This is a genomic window from Bacteroides sp. LFL-34 (assembly GCF_027257075.1).
Classification (GTDB): Bacteria; Bacteroidota; Bacteroidia; order Bacteroidales; family Bacteroidaceae; genus Bacteroides; species Bacteroides ovatus.
Genome location: NZ_JAPQKZ010000054.1, coordinates 1 through 15,911 on the forward strand (window position 1 = coordinate 1; position 15,911 = coordinate 15,911).

Genomic DNA, 15,911 nt, shown 5'->3' on the forward strand with positions numbered 1-15,911 from the left:
GCAACGCCCTACGAAAAAAACACACCAGCCACAAGCCCTGAAAGGGCGGAACTGTATACAATTATGCCCTTTCAGGGCGCAAATTCAGATTACCGTTTTTTCGTAGGGCGTTGCCCTACGCTATGTAATTAAGCCCTTTCAGGGCACTCCGCAAAATTATCATTTAGCTCATTTCTGCACGGAAAAGAATTAAAACCGTCAAGAAACGAACTACTTTTAACGTCAGTTCGATGCAATATCTATCTGTATGACTTAACGGTCAGATACATTCTCCAAAGTTTCGGAAGGTTTGCCGCCCAAGAGCTTTTCCAAGTCACGTAATTGACGTTGATAATCCTGTAACATCTGACTGACAAAACCATGATAGCAAGAAGCTGATATCAGGAAGTTCGACCATTTTGCCCATTCTTCAAAAATCTTTTGACACTCTGTGCGAGGTGAATTTTGTAAAGAAAAGAAATGCAGACAAGCCTTTTGCATCTCCGGCATCCCATTTTCCCATGAACGGTCGAGGTTGGTTAACGCTTTAATAAAATGTTTGATTTTGTGGTGTAACGCTCCCAAACGTTGTAATTCCGAACGATCGACTGATACAGTAGGGCATAGTCGTCGTGATTGGGCTAAATAAAACTGTTTTAGGTTTTCTTTTTCTTCCAGATTAGGAAAATTAGCTTCCTGCCGATTGCTTTGAACGGTTTTTACAGGTGCATTGTTTTGTTCTTCATGCATGATACAACGGTTTTAAGATAGGCGGGAATAAAAAAACGGTTCCGCCTTTCCCGTTGCATAACACTCCACAGAAGCTGGGGACGCATTAACGTTCCCCACGGGGGTACGAAACCGCGTATCTACGGCAGCAACAGGCATAAAAATGCCTGCTACTGGAGTTGAAGCAGGTTCACTGCTTCTGTGGGTATAAAATGTTATGCGTTGCAAATGTACGATAATTTTCGGAAGTCGCAAATTAAACGGCGCAAGAATCTGTATGAAAATTATGTGATGTTAAAGTGCTGTAGCCATTTCTGAAGCATGTATTAAAATTAAGTATAATGCATTTTTAATTTTGCAATGACAATGTATAAAGATAAACAGTACCTTTGCACAGTCTTTATATAAAAACACGTATTGTTATGGAACAACATCCGATAAAAATTAATAAAGTGCAGATACGCAATCTGCAAATAGAAGATTATGTACAACTATCCCAATCGTTTACCCGTGTTTATTCTGACGGTAGCGATGTGTTTTGGACTCGTGAGCAGATACAGAAGTTGATTAAAATCTTTCCGGAGGGTCAGATCGTCACAGTCGTTGACGATAAAATAGTTGGTTGTGCTCTTTCTATTATTGTTGATTATGATAAAGTAAAGAACGATCATACGTATGCACAGGTTACGGGTAAGGAAACATTCAATACACATAGCTCTAAAGGAAATATCCTGTATGGCATTGAAGTATTCATCCACCCGGGCTATCGTGGTTTGCGTCTCGCACGTCGTATGTATGAATATCGTAAGGAGCTTTGCGAAACATTGAATCTGAAAGCAATCATGTTTGGCGGACGTATCCCGAATTATCATAAATATGCTGACAAAATGCGTCCGAAAGAATATATCGAACGGGTACGTCAACGCGAGATTTATGATCCGGTACTTACTTTCCAGTTGTCGAATGACTTTCACGTTCGTAAGGTAATGACTAATTATCTGCCAAATGATGAAGAATCAAAACATTATGCTTGTTTGCTGCAGTGGGATAATATCTATTATCAGCCACCTACACAAGAATATATCAGTCCCAAAACTACGGTTCGCGTAGGATTGGTGCAATGGCAGATGCGTAGTTATAAAACGTTGGATGACCTGTTCGAACAAGTAGAATTTTTTGTGGATGCAGTCTCCGATTATAAAAGTGATTTTGTTCTTTTCCCGGAATATTTCAATGCTCCTTTGATGTCGAAGTATAACGATAAAGGAGAATCGCAGGCTATTCGCGGATTGGCAAAGTATACGGATGAAATTCGGGAACGGTTTATGAATCTGGCTATTAGCTATAATATCAACATTATAACCGGAAGTATGCCATACGTAAAAGAGGACGGATTGCTTTATAATGTAGGTTTCCTTTGCCGACGGGATGGAACCTACGAAATGTACGAGAAATTACACGTCACTCCCGATGAAATAAAAAGTTGGGGACTTAATGGTGGTAAACTTCTGAATACTTTTGACACGGACTGTGCAAAGATTGGAGTTTTGATCTGCTATGATGTCGAGTTCCCCGAACTTTCCCGCCTGATGGCAGATCAGGGAATGCAGATATTATTTGTTCCTTTCCTGACAGATACCCAGAATGCCTATTCCCGTGTTCGTGTTTGTGCGCAGGCACGTGCCATCGAGAATGAATGTTTTGTAGTCATTGCCGGAAGTGTAGGAAATCTTCCCCGTGTGCACAATATGGATATTCAATATGCCCAATCGGGGGTATTTACCCCATGCGACTTTGCTTTTCCAACGGACGGAAAGAGGGCGGAGGCAACTCCTAACACCGAAATGATTTTGGTATCGGATGTTGATCTGGATTTGCTGAACGAACTGCATACTTATGGTAGTGTACGCAACTTGAAAGACCGCAGGAATGACCTGTATGAGGTGAGATACAAGAAATAAAAAGAGTGACGCTATGCTGTCCGGATAGCGTCACTATATGCCTTGGATAGCGTCACTATCCGGGGCATATAGTGACGCCCTTTTTATAGAATACTTTTTTATTTGGAAGACGTGCCACTCTCCAATATACTAACGATAGAAAACAGCGTAAAGCAAATAGCTCCGAGACCTACCAAAACACGTGCCGGAATGAAATAATCAGCATGTATAGTAGCAAGCTCGAATACAAAAGCCGCCAGGAACAGACAAGCCAATGCCGTAAATACCGGAATCATAGGAATACGGTTGGCTAATTTGAACTCTTGCCTCCATATCTTAGCCAGCAGGATTACTTTGCTGGAAATACTGTAACATACTAACCCCAACCCGAGCATAATATATCCGGTGGTACCGTTTGCACTTCCGGAATCTGCCAAAATCACGAATAATCCCCATACAAAAGAGATAGATCCCATTAATAAAACCAGTTTCGGCCATTTATTCCGTTCTTTTTCTGAATAATCATTACGTATCTGACGTGCTATGGTAGCTACCAGCGCAATCAAACTGGTACAAATACATGCCAGACCGACCATTACATGCCCCGCCACAAAATAAGCAGGATGAGAATGACTGTTGCCTAATAATACAAATGCCCATATCCATGCGATCAGCGAAACGATGATGGCAACAATGACCAATGCCCGTCTCTGATTAAGGGAAAAAGCTCCTTCCGGAACTTCATTACTTGTCGCTTTTGAATTCCTCGGAATTAAAGAGAATCGGGTAGAAGAGGTGGCGGCGGTAGCTACACAAGTGGTAATAAATCCAACGCCGGTGATAACGTGTCCTGCAACAAATGCAGAGGTGGAAGTGGCATTACTGAAAATGCAGATACCTCCAATAATAGTAATGATGGCTGCCAGATAGCCTATAACCGGCAAAATGTATTTGGCCGATTTATTATAAGTATGTATGATTTGCCGGATGATAGTGGCAGCCGTGCAAAACAGTGCAATGCATATCATACCGAGTGAAAACACAACAGGACCGGCCACAACACGACTCCCGTCATCTCCATAACCATAAATAAACGCTCCGTATCCGAAGCAAAAAATAGCCATCGCCAAAGGGATTGCTCTGAATAAAATGCTAATACCGTAATTCATAAGTTAAAGTGCTTTTAGGTTTCCCACTAAAACAAGGAGATACCTGTTTTGTTTAGGCTGTAGGCGGTTTATAATCGTTAACTTCACACGAATCCGATTAAAAGTCCTAGCTTTTTGCTCAACTAAACAAATGTTTTTGTAAATTTGCACCCTTAAAAATGGGGATACCCCTCAAATTGTAAATTGTAAATAGTAAAATCGTAGACAGCTATGGGTAAGAGATTTACTGAATATTCGCAGTTTGACCTTTCGCAGGTGAACAAAGATGTGCTGAAGAAATGGGACGAGAACCAGGTTTTCGCCAAGAGTATGACAGAACGTGATGGCTGTCCTTCGTTCGTGTTTTTCGAAGGACCTCCCTCGGCTAATGGTATGCCGGGTATTCACCATGTAATGGCTCGTACCATTAAGGACATTTTCTGTCGCTACAAAACGATGAAGGGTTATCAGGTGAAGCGTAAAGCCGGATGGGATACGCACGGACTGCCTGTGGAACTAAGTGTAGAAAAGGCATTAGGTATCACAAAAGAAGATATTGGTAAGAAAATCTCTGTTGCCGACTACAATGCGGCTTGTCGGAAAGACGTGATGAAATATACCAAGGAGTGGGAAGACCTGACTCATCGGATGGGATATTGGGTGGATATGAAGCATCCTTATATCACGTATGATAATCGTTATATTGAGACATTATGGTGGCTATTGAAGCAACTGCATAAAAAAGGATTGTTGTATAAAGGATATACGATCCAACCGTATTCACCGGCTGCAGGAACAGGATTGAGCTCACATGAGTTGAATCAACCGGGCTGTTATCGGGACGTAAAAGATACAACAGCCGTTGCCCAATTTAAAATGAAGAATCCTAAACCGGAAATGACGGAATGGGGAACTCCTTATTTTATCGCTTGGACAACTACTCCATGGACATTGCCCTCAAATACGGCTCTTTGTGTGGGACCCAAAATTGACTATGTGGCTGTACAGTCTTACAACGCTTATACCGGAGAACCTATCACGGTTGTTCTGGCAAAAGCTTTATTGAATGTACACTTCAATGCAAAAGCTGCTGATCTGAAATTGGAGGACTACAAAGCCGGAGATAAACTTGTACCGTTTAAAGTGATTGCCGAATATAAAGGTACTGATCTTGTCGGTATGGAATATGAGCAGTTGATTTCTTGGGTAAAACCGGTTGAGGTATCCGAAGATGGCAATTGGAAGCCTAGTGATAAGGCTTTCCGTGTAATACCGGGTGATTATGTTACTACAGAAGATGGTACAGGTATCGTTCACATTGCACCTACATTTGGTGCGGATGATGCGAATGTGGCACGTGCTGCAGGAATCCCGTCACTGTTCATGATTAATAAGAAAGGCGAAACTCGTCCGATGGTGGATTTAACTGGTAAATTCTATCTGTTGAATGAGCTGGATGAGAATTTCGTAAAAGAATGTGTTGATGTAGATAAATACAAAGAATATCAGGGTGCATGGGTGAAAAATGCTTATGATCCTCAATTTATGGTGGATGGCAAATACGATGAGAAAGCTGCGCAAGCAGCCGAATCTTTGGATATTGTCATTGCCATGATGATGAAAGCAGACAACAAGGCTTTCAAGATAGAAAAGCATGTCCACAACTATCCGCACTGCTGGCGTACAGACAAACCGGTGCTTTATTATCCATTGGATAGCTGGTTTATCCGTTCTACCGCTTGCAAGGAGCGAATGATGGAATTGAATAAAACCATCAACTGGAAACCGGAATCTACCGGAACCGGCCGTTTCGGCAAGTGGCTGGAAAATCTGAATGACTGGAACCTTAGCCGTTCTCGTTATTGGGGTACTCCATTGCCTATCTGGCGTACAGAAGATAATACGGATGAGATATGTATCGAATCTGTAGAAGAACTTTATAATGAAATCGAGAAATCGGTAGCTGCCGGATTTATGAAATCCAATCCATACAAGGATAAAGGTTTCGTGCCGGGTCAATATTCGGAAGAAAATTATGATAAGATTGATCTTCACCGTCCTTATGTAGACGACGTCATATTGGTATCGAAAGATGGCAAACCGATGAAGCGTGAATCAGACTTGATTGATGTATGGTTCGATTCGGGTGCTATGCCATACGCGCAGATACATTATCCGTTCGAAAATAAAGAACTGTTGGATAACCGTCAGGTATATCCGGCTGACTTTATTGCAGAAGGAGTAGACCAGACTCGTGGTTGGTTCTTTACCTTGCATGCTATCGCTACCATGGTATTTGACAGCGTGTCCTACAAAGCTGTTATCTCTAACGGTTTGGTACTCGATAAGAACGGTAACAAGATGTCCAAGCGTTTGAATAACGCTGTCGATCCGTTTACTACGATTGAAAAGTATGGTTCCGACCCGTTGCGTTGGTACATGATTACCAATTCTTCTCCGTGGGATAACCTGAAATTTGACGTTGAAGGAGTGGAAGAGGTTCGCCGTAAATTCTTCGGTACCTTATATAATACGTATTCATTCTTTGCGCTTTATGCGAATGTAGACGGATTTGAGTATAAAGAAGCGGATGTACCGATGGTAGAACGTCCGGAGATCGACCGTTGGATCTTGTCTGTATTGAATACATTAATAAAGGAGGTAGATACATGCTATAATGAATATGAACCGACAAAGGCAGGACGTTTGATCTCTGATTTTGTGAATGATAATTTGTCCAACTGGTATGTTCGTCTGAATCGTAAACGTTTCTGGGGTGGTGAATTTACACAGGATAAATTGTCTGCTTATCAGACATTGTACACTTGTCTCGAAACAGTTGCCAAACTGATGGCTCCTGTATCTCCGTTCTATGCAGACCGGTTGTATACTGACTTGATTACAGCAACAGGACGCGACAATGTAGTTTCTGTCCATCTTGCCGAATTCCCGAAATATCAGGAAGAAATGATAGACAAGGAACTGGAAGCCCGCATGCAAATGGCACAGGATGTTACATCTATGGTGTTGGCATTGCGCCGCAAGGTGAATATCAAGGTACGCCAACCGCTGCAATGTATCATGGTTCCGGTGGTAGATGAAGAGCAGAAAGCTCATATCGAAGCTGTGAAGAACCTGATTATGAATGAAGTGAACGTAAAAGAAGTCAGATTCGTTGATGGTGCAGCCGGTGTATTGGTGAAAAAAGTGAAATGTGACTTTAAGAAACTGGGACCGAAATTTGGCAAGCAAATGAAAGCAGTAGCTGCTGCTGTTGCAGAAATGTCACAGGAAGCCATCGGTGAATTGGAGAAAAACGGAAAGTATACATTAAATCTGGATGGTGCGGAAGCTGTTATTGAAGCATCGGATGTCGAGATCTTTAGTGAAGATATTCCGGGATGGTTGGTTGCCAATGAAGGCAAACTGACAGTAGCGCTTGAAGTGACCATTACCGAAGAACTGCGTCGCGAGGGTATTGCCCGTGAACTGGTGAACCGTATTCAGAATATACGTAAGTCAAGCGGCTTCGAGATTACAGACAAAATAAAAATAACAATCTCGAAAAATACGCAAACAGATGATGCGGTAAATGAATATAATACTTATATTTGTAACCAGGTTTTAGGCACATCTCTTGAACTTGTAGATGAAGTGAAAGACGGAACAATGCTGGAGTTTGACGATTTCTCATTGTTTGTGAACGTGATAAAAGACTAATACTATATTGATTAACCTTTTAAAATTGTAAAGTTATGGCAGAAAAGACTAGATATTCGGATGCGGAACTCGAGGAATTCCGTGCCATTATTATGGAGAAGCTGGAATTGGCACAACGTGACTATGAACAGTTGAAGAAAAGTTTGATGGGACTGGACGGTAATGATACCGACGATACATCTCCTACGTATAAAGTATTGGAAGAAGGAGCTAATACGCTCTCCAAGGAAGAAACGACCCGACTGGCACAACGTCAGCTGAAGTTTATCCAAGGATTACAAGCTGCTTTGGTACGTATTGAGAATAAAACGTACGGCATTTGCCGTGAAACCGGAAAGTTGATTCCGGCAGAGCGTCTGCGTGCTGTTCCTCATGCTACATTAAGCATTGAAGCAAAGAACAGTGGTAAAAAATAACAGATAGCAAGTAGGCTACAGGTAACGAGCTACAAGTAGCTGCGCAAAGTTTACGCACGGCACTTGTAGCTCGTTATGTTTAACTTATAATAAACACATGAAGAAACTATTCACGAAGGGGAAAATTGCCCTTCTCGTTATCTTTTCCGTATTGATTATTGACCAGATCATCAAGGTCTGGATTAAAACTCACATGTACTGGCATGAAAGTATACGTGTGACCGATTGGTTTTATATCTATTTCACCGAAAACAACGGGATGGCTTTCGGTATGGAAATCTTCGGCAAGTTATTCCTGACAACATTCCGCATTGTTGCGGTAGCATTGATAGGGTGGTATCTCTATAAAATCATAAAGAAAGGGTTCAAAACAGGTTATATCGTCTGTGTGGCTCTTATTCTGACCGGTGCTTTGGGGAACATCATAGATAGCGTGTTCTATGGAGTTATTTTCAATGAAAGCACTCATTCGCAGATTGCCAGTTTCATGCCCGAAGGTGGTGGATATTCTACCTGGTTTTACGGAAAAGTGGTGGATATGTTTTACTTTCCGATTATAGATACAAACTGGCCTACATGGATGCCGTTTGTGGGTGGAGAGCATTTTATATTCTTTAGTCCGATCTTTAATTTTGCGGATGCCGCTATCAGTTGCGGTATCATTGCCTTGTTACTCTTTTATAGTAAATATTTGAATGAGTCTTATCATTCGCTGGATAAAGATAAAAAGGAAGCTACGGATCATGAAAAATAAATTTCGGTTTCATCTGTGTCTCATCTGCATGTTCGTTTTTGCGGTAGCCGGGTGTAAAGTGAAAAGACCCAGTGATGTAATCTCGGAATCGAAGATGGAGAATTTGCTGTATGATTATCATGTGGCAAAGTCTATGGGAGATAATTTGCCTTATAGTGAGAACTATAAGAAAGCATTGTATATCGACGCCGTTTTCAAGAAATACGGGACTACACAAGCTGCATTTGACTCATCCATGGTTTGGTATACCCGTAACACAGAGATTTTATCGAAAATTTATGATAAGGTGAAAAAACGCTTGAAAGACGAACAGGAACTTGTTGGCGACCTGATAGCCAAGCGTGATAAGAAACCGAAAATGACTAAGCAGGGTGATAGCATCGATGTCTGGCCGTGGCAGCGTATGGTACGTCTGACCGGTGAAATGATGGATAATCAATATGTATTTACTTTGCCGACTGACTCTAACTACAAAGACCGGGATACACTGGTATGGGAAGTGCGGTATCGTTTCCTGGAGCCGATGCTTGCCGACTCTTTAAGAGGTGTCACTATGGCTATGCAGGTGATTTATGAAAAAGATACGATCAATCATTGGAAAACGGTGACTGAACCGGGTGTGCAACAAATTCGTTTGTTTGCAGACACATTAGGTTCGATGAAAGAAATAAAAGGTTTCATTTATTATCCGATGGATGGCCAAGAAAAAGGCGGGGCAGTATTGGCCGACCGTTTCATGATGACTCGTTATCATTGTACGGATACGCTCGCATTTGCCGTACGCGATTCTTTGAATAAGATAGAAGCATTGAAAGCGGATTCTTTGAAGAAGATAGCTACTAAAGAAAATGCCGACTCTTTACATAAGGTCATAGACAAGAATAAAGATGACATTCAGCGTCTGACACCGGAAGAGATGAACCGTCGTCGTACGGGAACTCATCGTGAGAAGAAGCCGGAGCAGATTCAGGTGGAACAGCATATCCAAAAGGAACGGATAGAGCAAAGAAAAGAACGCCAGATGAATCAACGCAGGAAGCAGCAACAAAGACGTTCAAACAACTGATTGTAATGAAACGTTTTGCTTCTCATTATTTGCTGATACCTGCCGTCGGATATATGAAACAGCAGGTAGTGGAGATCACTGACGAAGGAGTTGTCCGAGGTGTGTTCCCATTGACCGAAGAGATTGAATCGGTTGAATGGATGCCGGGAGTGATAGTGCTGCTTTCTGAAAGTCAGATGGAAGAAATAAAAAACACTGGGATGATTTTAAAAAATATCCCAGTGTTTCAAATCAATCTTCCCAGTGTTTCGAATCAATCTTCCCAATGTTTTAATGAGTATCTGCAGGAAGCAGAAAAGAAGGGGGAAGCTTTATTTCCTTATTTATTTTATCCTTTTGATTTTACTTCCATGCAGCCTGTCGACGGAACTCGGCACAGATTACTGCGGTAGCAATGGCTACATTCAGAGACTCGGATGTCTCTTGGCCTGCCGGGTAATTGGGGATATATAATTTTCGGTTGATTAATGTGGCTACCTCTTTCCCTATGCCATTCCCTTCATTTCCCATTACGATCAAGCCATTGGTCGACAATGGTTGTTCATACATATTTTTTCCATCCAGGAACGTACCGAACACAGGAGTATCTCCGAGCGACCGGATAAAATCGGGGAGGGAGGTATAATGTACTTTCACCCGGGCAATTCCACCCATAGTGGCTTGTATGGTCTTAGGGTTATATACATCTACCGTATTCTGCGAGCAGATAATATGTTCGATGCCAAACCAGTCGGCCAAACGGATAATGGTACCCAGATTTCCGGGATCTTGTACATCGTCCAATGCAAGGCAAAGTGATGAACGAACTGCCTCCGGATCCAAAGTATATTGTGGTTGTTCGAAAATAGCAAGTACCTGTTGGGGAGTTTTCAATAAACTGGCCCGTGAAAGATCTTCCTGTGAAACTTCTACCAGTTCACTTGCGTCAATACCCGGATGCTCCTGAAACCAGAAGGGAGTGGCTGCTAAAAAACGACAGGGAAAATGTCCGAGTAAATCACCTACCAATTTAGGACCTTCAGCCAGAAATACCCGCTCTTCTTTACGTATTTTCTTCAGTTCCAGCGAGTGGATATACTTTATTTTGTTTTTACTTAATGATGCCATAGATTTGATATTCTTTTGCAAAGCTATAAAGATATTTCCAATCTACCCTTACTTTCTTCGTCTTTTTCTTAAATTATTTTCCCCGTCGGAAAATATAATTTATCTTTGTAGGCGCATTTTTCATGCTATCGATGTAAAACCGTATGAGGAGAAATTTTCTTTGTTTGCTTGCTTCTGCTGCTGTCTTGTCACTTGCTTCGTGTACTACCACTAAGTTTGTGCCGGATGGATCTTATTTGCTGGATGAAGTCAAAATTCGTACGGACCAAAAAAATATACGGCCTTCTTCCTTGCGCATGTATGTTCGCCAAAATCCTAATGCCAAGTGGTTCAGTCTGATAAAGACCCAACTTTATGTATACAATCTGTCGGGGCGTGATTCGACCAAATGGGGGAATAAGTTCTTGAGAAGAATAGGGGATGCTCCCGTAATATATAGCGAGGACGAAGCACAACGTTCTGAAGAAGAGATCACTAAGGCTGTGCATAATATGGGATATATGGCGGCAACAGTGAAACGTTCGACCAAAGTAAAAAAGAAAAAGATTAAGGTCTATTATGACGTAACGGCAGGCAAGCCATACGTTGTTCAATCTATTAAATATGATATTTATGATCCTAAAATAGCTGCGCTTCTCAAACAGGATTCTGCCAGAAGTTTGCTGAAGGAAGGAATGTATTTTGATGTGAATGTATTGGATGCGGACAGGCAACGTATCACAAATAAGTTACTTCGGAATGGTTACTATAAATTTAATAAGGATTATATCGGATATACTGCCGACACCGTTCGTAATACTTATAATGTAGATCTGACTCAACATTTGCAGATGTATAAAGCTCATGCGAATGATTCGGCAAGAGCACATCGGCAATATTGGATCAATAAGATTAATTTTATTACGGATTATGATGTTTTGCAGTCCTCGGCAATGAGCAGTGTGGACATCAATGATTCGGTGCATTATAAGGGATATCCGATTTACTATAAGGATAAACTCTATTTGCGTCCTAAAGTTCTTACGGATAACCTTCGGTTTGCTTCCGGCGACCTGTATAATGAGCGCGATGTGCAGCAGACCTATTCCAGTTTTGGACGTTTATCGGCATTGAAATATACGAATATCCGTTTTATTGAGACTCAAATAGGAGATTCAACGATGCTCGATTGCTATGTGATGCTGACTAAGAGCAAGCATAAATCAGTAGCTTTCGAGGTAGAGGGAACTAATTCTGCCGGTGACTTGGGAGCGGCAGCTTCCGTCTCTTTCCAGAACAGGAACCTTTTTCGCGGATCGGAAACTTTTATGATAAAATTCCGTGGAGCGTATGAAGTCATTTCTGGACTTCAGGCAGGTTATTCGAATAATAACTATACAGAGTACGGGGTGGAAACGAGTATCAACTTCCCTAATTTCCTGTTCCCTTTCATTTCCTCTGATTTTAAACGGAAAATCAGGGCGACAACAGAGTTTGGTTTGCAGTATAATTATCAGTTGCGCCCGGAATTCCTGCGTACGATGGCTTCTGCCAATTGGAGCTACAAGTGGACGCAACGTCAGAAGATACAACACCGTATTGATTTGATTAATATTGCTTTTCTATATTTGCCTCGTATCTCTGACAGGTTTAAAGAAGACTATATTAATAAAGGACAGAACCATATTTTCCAGTATAATTATCAGAATCGATTGATTGTAAATATGGGATATAGCTATAATTATAATAGCGTGGGAGGGTCTATTATTAACAATACGATTGCTTCTAATTCATACTCCATCCGTTTTAATTTCGAATCGGCGGGAAATGTAATGTATGCTCTGTCAAAGGCTGCAAACATTCGGAAGAACAGTAATGGTGAATACGCTATTCTGGGAATTCCTTATGCTCAATATCTGAAAGGGGAGTTTGATTTTGCTAAGAATATCAGAATCGATTATCGTAACTCTTTTGCGTTTCATGCTGGTGTGGGAATAGCTGTACCTTATGGAAATGCGAAGACTATTCCGTTTGAGAAACAATATTTCTCTGGTGGAGCCAATAGTGTCCGCGGATGGAGTGTTCGCGATTTGGGACCGGGCTCTTTTGCAGGAAATGGGAATTTGCTCGATCAATCCGGAGATATTAAACTGGATGCCAGTATTGAATACCGAAGCAAGTTATTCTGGAAGTTTCAGGGGGCGGTATTTATTGATGCTGGTAATATCTGGACCATCCGGAGTTATGCCAATCAACCGGGAGGGGTTTTCAAGTTTGATAGGTTTTATAAGCAAATAGCAGTGGCCTACGGATTAGGTCTCCGCCTGGATTTGGATTTCTTTATTTTGCGTTTTGACGGAGGTATGAAAGCTGTCAATCCTGCCTATGAAACGAGGAAAGAGCATTTCCCCATCATTCATCCTAAATTCAGTCGTGACTTTGCTTTCCATTTTGCTGTGGGATATCCTTTCTAATCAGCCATTTATTATTTACTCTTACTAATTCGAGCGTATCTTGCAGGGAACTTACGTATTCCATTTTTCCTCCGATGGGATGAATGACGAATGCATTTTTGATTTGGCAGACAACCGACGCTTCTTCTAAATTAGCATCTATCTCACTTGAAATAACAGAAACTTTTGCAGCGCCTCGTGTCTTAAGTTGCTCCAGATGGGGTTGCCCGACATTAGATGCTAAGAAACTAAGATAAGATTGAGAAGAAGGCGTGCTCCATTCTTTGGCGACCGGATAATTGAAATTATAAAAGGCTTCACAAAAATCTATGGCTGTCTGTTCTATTTGAGTTTGAGGAGTCTGTTGCTGACAAGATAGACAGGTGAAGATTAGAACAGAATAGATAAGTGTATGTAGTTTATTCATAGTACAAAAGATTCTTGATAGAAGAAGATAAGATTGAAAAAGGAGATGAAACTCCTATATGATGTTTCATCTCCTTCGTATTTGTTTTTATTTTTAGCGGGCGGCAAACATAAAATTGCTCATTGTAGCCTGGCGTGCTGCCAGCATGCCTTGAGCATCCAGCGTTACATTCATCTTTTCGCCATTTGGCAAGAACAAATCAGCAGTGCCATCATTGTTCATTTTTACTAATTCAGCGCTTTCACCGTTTGCAACGACATTCCATGTGTTGGCTTCTTTGTTGTAGATCAGGTCCATTGAAGCAGTTTCGCCCTCTTTAGTAATGGAATATCCATTCTCAAGAGTTTTCACCATGTAGTTGCCGTTTTCTCCTTTTACTTTCTTTACGTCACCTACATTAGCCATCGGATTGGAGCCACTCCAGAATTCGATTGAGTTGATAACTAAAGCATCAGCCAGGTAAGCTACACCATAAACCGGAACAATGTTGAAAGCAAGGAATACGAGTTCGTTTACAAACTTGTTTCCAACTGATTGATTCCAGGAAGACAGGCGGTTGAATAAACCAAATGATCCTACACAAGAACTGAATAATAAGCTACCACTAAGTACTACTGCGACTAAAGTCAGTTTTCCTCTTTTCATGTTAAAATGTTTTTGATTAATAAAAAATATTGATAATTTCTCTCTTATGTGTATGCAAATATAATATTTTTTAATTAATCGGGGCTGTTATTTCTAATTTTTGTATACTCTTGACTTCCGCCGTGACAATTCGTTTCCTATGATATGGTCTATTGAAAATTTACCGGGACCGGCAATATACATCAATATAAATACAACTAAATAGATGAAAGCTAGCTCTTTAACCGCAAATACGTCATTAGCATGAACAACAAAGAAGGCTACTATCATTGTGAAAATCATCGGGATCATTGCCAAGCGATACAGGAATCCGATGATAAATGCCATCGAACATACGAGTTCGCCAAAAATTGCTAATCCGAGAGATAGGGGACTTCCTATTCCAAGCGGATCAGGAAATACTGCTGACATCTCCTGGAAGTTACTCCATTTCTGGATACCGTGGTTCATTAATAATATACCGAAGATGATCCGGACAGCCAATAGCAACAAAGATACTTTCGTTGTATTCGATTTTGTGGGAAATAAAAAACTATAAATCATAAGTTGTTCTATTTTTAAGTTTATATCTATTTATATAAACATAAAAAATATTGAATTTGTTCTCTATTGATAGCAAAATTTGTTTGGACCTTATTCCTTATTTAAAACATAATGGTCTGCAAGTTCTCCGGTTATTTCTTGTTTATCCATTGTTAGTTTGCGTAAATGATTTTCTTCTACTTTATAATAAGAAAGTTCTCCGCCTTCTTCATTAAGAGTCAATAGGTTGTCTTTTAAAGTATATGTACCTTTTTCGTCAAATGAGCTGTCTCTATCGATATATACGGAATGGAGGCTGAATGTTTTGTCCGGATTTAATGTCAGGGTTGTTTCAATACCCGGACAATCGGCAGCGGGGAAAACTCCTTTATAAGTTCCTTCGTAATCAAGTGAATTTTCCGCATTATGGATATCGGTTACTTCGATTGAAGTACTGTCTGCACCGGCACTCTTGTTTGTTTTCGCGCTATTGTTGCATGCTGCCAAAAGAGCACATGAACATACTAAAATGAAAATTTTCTTCATAATTATTGTTTCTATTAGTTAGTCTAATTGAGTATATTGGACGTAAAGGTATAAATTTAAAATGGAATCTTTATAGTAAAAAGAAACGAACAACTTTATTTATGAATAAATAAACTTTGTATCTTTGCGGAAAATTCTAAAGATATGGCACAACATACTTATGACAATGAAGCTGTTCAGGAATTATTGAACTGGGCAAAAAAGATGATTGAGACAAAGAATTATCCAACAGAAAGATATCAGGTCAATAAATGTACTACCATTATTGATGGTAAATCGTATTTGGAATCTTTGATTGCAATGATTTCCAGAAACTGGGAGAATCCGACTTTTCATCCCACTATTGAGCAATTATGGGAGTTTAGGGAAAAGTGGGAAAATAAAGAAGCGTAGCAAATTGCGATTCAATGTTGAATGATAAATCATTTATGAATATAGAAATGCACTCTAATCATGTCAGATAAGAGTGCATTTCTATTT

Annotated in this window: 15 protein-coding genes; 8 read left to right on the plus strand and 7 right to left on the minus strand. The window is 40.6% G+C overall.

Annotated features, from left to right (window positions below; all coding sequences use genetic code 11):
- Positions 1–252 precede the first annotated feature (252 nt).
- Positions 253–729, minus strand: coding sequence for a hypothetical protein (locus N5O98_RS23120; RefSeq protein WP_118161244.1), 477 nt, complete (start codon positions 727–729; stop codon positions 253–255).
- 401 nt (positions 730–1,130) lie between these two features.
- Here N5O98_RS23120 and N5O98_RS23125 point away from each other — a divergent pair, with 401 nt between their 5' ends.
- The gene (locus N5O98_RS23125) at positions 1,131–2,669 is read left to right on the plus strand and encodes a carbon-nitrogen hydrolase family protein (RefSeq protein WP_004316417.1); all 1,539 of its coding nucleotides are present in this window, start codon (positions 1,131–1,133) and stop codon (positions 2,667–2,669) included.
- Positions 2,670–2,767: 98 nt separating this feature from the next.
- Here N5O98_RS23125 and N5O98_RS23130 read toward each other — a convergent pair whose 3' ends face one another.
- Positions 2,768–3,817 (minus strand): DUF2776 domain-containing protein, encoded by a 1,050-nt coding sequence (locus N5O98_RS23130; protein WP_004316419.1) that lies wholly within the window; start codon positions 3,815–3,817, stop codon positions 2,768–2,770.
- A 210-nt stretch (positions 3,818–4,027) separates the two neighbouring features.
- On the opposite strand from N5O98_RS23130, the gene ileS reads away from it, so the two are divergent.
- From ileS to N5O98_RS23155, 5 genes are all read left to right on the plus strand, one after another.
- Complete coding sequence (gene ileS, locus N5O98_RS23135) at positions 4,028–7,516, plus strand: isoleucine--tRNA ligase (protein ID WP_118161243.1); 3,489 nt, start codon at positions 4,028–4,030, stop codon at positions 7,514–7,516.
- A 35-nt stretch (positions 7,517–7,551) separates the two neighbouring features.
- On the plus strand, positions 7,552–7,932 hold the full coding sequence (locus tag N5O98_RS23140) for a TraR/DksA family transcriptional regulator (RefSeq protein ID WP_004295883.1): 381 nt from the start codon (positions 7,552–7,554) through the stop codon (positions 7,930–7,932).
- Positions 7,933–8,029: 97 nt separating this feature from the next.
- On the plus strand, positions 8,030–8,686 hold the full coding sequence (locus N5O98_RS23145) for a lipoprotein signal peptidase (protein WP_022200011.1): 657 nt from the start codon (positions 8,030–8,032) through the stop codon (positions 8,684–8,686).
- Entirely contained in the window at positions 8,676–9,752 is a 1,077-nt protein-coding gene (locus N5O98_RS23150; protein ID WP_022200012.1) for a DUF4296 domain-containing protein, read from the plus strand. Before N5O98_RS23145 ends, N5O98_RS23150 begins: the two co-directional genes overlap by 11 nt.
- 5 nt (positions 9,753–9,757) lie before the next feature.
- The gene (locus N5O98_RS23155) at positions 9,758–10,144 is read left to right on the plus strand and encodes a hypothetical protein (RefSeq protein ID WP_004303301.1); all 387 of its coding nucleotides are present in this window, start codon (positions 9,758–9,760) and stop codon (positions 10,142–10,144) included.
- Here the strand turns inward: N5O98_RS23155 and N5O98_RS23160 are convergent.
- Positions 10,095–10,859, minus strand: coding sequence for a TrmH family RNA methyltransferase (locus tag N5O98_RS23160; protein ID WP_118161242.1), 765 nt, complete (start codon positions 10,857–10,859; stop codon positions 10,095–10,097). The genes N5O98_RS23155 and N5O98_RS23160 overlap by 50 nt on opposite strands.
- 143 nt (positions 10,860–11,002) lie before the next feature.
- Here N5O98_RS23160 and tamL point away from each other — a divergent pair, with 143 nt between their 5' ends.
- Positions 11,003–13,312 (plus strand): translocation and assembly module lipoprotein TamL, encoded by a 2,310-nt coding sequence (gene tamL / locus N5O98_RS23165; RefSeq protein ID WP_118161241.1) that lies wholly within the window; start codon positions 11,003–11,005, stop codon positions 13,310–13,312.
- On the opposite strand, the gene N5O98_RS23170 is transcribed toward tamL, so the two are convergent.
- The 4 genes from N5O98_RS23170 to N5O98_RS23185 form a co-directional block, all read right to left on the minus strand.
- On the minus strand, positions 13,266–13,718 hold the full coding sequence (locus N5O98_RS23170) for a hypothetical protein (RefSeq protein WP_004295890.1): 453 nt from the start codon (positions 13,716–13,718) through the stop codon (positions 13,266–13,268). The genes tamL and N5O98_RS23170 overlap by 47 nt on opposite strands.
- Positions 13,719–13,811: 93 nt before the next feature.
- Complete coding sequence (locus tag N5O98_RS23175; protein WP_004295891.1) at positions 13,812–14,363, minus strand: DUF3332 domain-containing protein; 552 nt, start codon at positions 14,361–14,363, stop codon at positions 13,812–13,814.
- A 93-nt stretch (positions 14,364–14,456) separates the two neighbouring features.
- Entirely contained in the window at positions 14,457–14,906 is a 450-nt protein-coding gene (locus N5O98_RS23180; protein ID WP_004295892.1) for a DoxX family protein, read from the minus strand.
- 90 nt (positions 14,907–14,996) lie between these two features.
- A complete protein-coding gene (locus tag N5O98_RS23185) occupies positions 14,997–15,431 on the minus strand; it encodes a copper resistance protein NlpE (protein WP_004295893.1) in 435 nt (144 codons plus the stop codon).
- A 144-nt stretch (positions 15,432–15,575) separates the two neighbouring features.
- Between N5O98_RS23185 and N5O98_RS23190 the strand changes: the two genes are divergently transcribed.
- On the plus strand, positions 15,576–15,824 hold the full coding sequence (locus N5O98_RS23190) for a DUF6965 family protein (protein WP_004295894.1): 249 nt from the start codon (positions 15,576–15,578) through the stop codon (positions 15,822–15,824).
- The last annotated feature ends 87 nt before the right edge of the window (positions 15,825–15,911 follow it).

Excerpts from the sequence above, each read along its gene's own strand:
- N5O98_RS23190 (WP_004295894.1), top strand. The coding sequence starts at position 15,576 with ATGGCACAACATACTTATGACAATGAAGCTGTTCAGGAATTATTGAAC.
- N5O98_RS23160 (WP_118161242.1), bottom strand. The coding sequence starts at position 10,859 with ATGGCATCATTAAGTAAAAACAAAATAAAGTATATCCACTCGCTGGAA.
- N5O98_RS23175 (WP_004295891.1), bottom strand. The coding sequence starts at position 14,363 with ATGAAAAGAGGAAAACTGACTTTAGTCGCAGTAGTACTTAGTGGTAGC.
- tamL (WP_118161241.1), top strand. The coding sequence starts at position 11,003 with ATGAGGAGAAATTTTCTTTGTTTGCTTGCTTCTGCTGCTGTCTTGTCA.
- N5O98_RS23140 (WP_004295883.1), top strand. The coding sequence starts at position 7,552 with ATGGCAGAAAAGACTAGATATTCGGATGCGGAACTCGAGGAATTCCGT.
- N5O98_RS23150 (WP_022200012.1), top strand. The coding sequence starts at position 8,676 with ATGAAAAATAAATTTCGGTTTCATCTGTGTCTCATCTGCATGTTCGTT.
- ileS (WP_118161243.1), top strand. The coding sequence starts at position 4,028 with ATGGGTAAGAGATTTACTGAATATTCGCAGTTTGACCTTTCGCAGGTG.
- N5O98_RS23170 (WP_004295890.1), bottom strand. The coding sequence starts at position 13,718 with ATGAATAAACTACATACACTTATCTATTCTGTTCTAATCTTCACCTGT.
- N5O98_RS23125 (WP_004316417.1), top strand. The coding sequence starts at position 1,131 with ATGGAACAACATCCGATAAAAATTAATAAAGTGCAGATACGCAATCTG.
- N5O98_RS23130 (WP_004316419.1), bottom strand. The coding sequence starts at position 3,817 with ATGAATTACGGTATTAGCATTTTATTCAGAGCAATCCCTTTGGCGATG.
- N5O98_RS23185 (WP_004295893.1), bottom strand. The coding sequence starts at position 15,431 with ATGAAGAAAATTTTCATTTTAGTATGTTCATGTGCTCTTTTGGCAGCA.
- N5O98_RS23145 (WP_022200011.1), top strand. The coding sequence starts at position 8,030 with ATGAAGAAACTATTCACGAAGGGGAAAATTGCCCTTCTCGTTATCTTT.
- N5O98_RS23180 (WP_004295892.1), bottom strand. The coding sequence starts at position 14,906 with ATGATTTATAGTTTTTTATTTCCCACAAAATCGAATACAACGAAAGTA.
- N5O98_RS23120 (WP_118161244.1), bottom strand. The coding sequence starts at position 729 with ATGCATGAAGAACAAAACAATGCACCTGTAAAAACCGTTCAAAGCAAT.
- N5O98_RS23155 (WP_004303301.1), top strand. The coding sequence starts at position 9,758 with ATGAAACGTTTTGCTTCTCATTATTTGCTGATACCTGCCGTCGGATAT.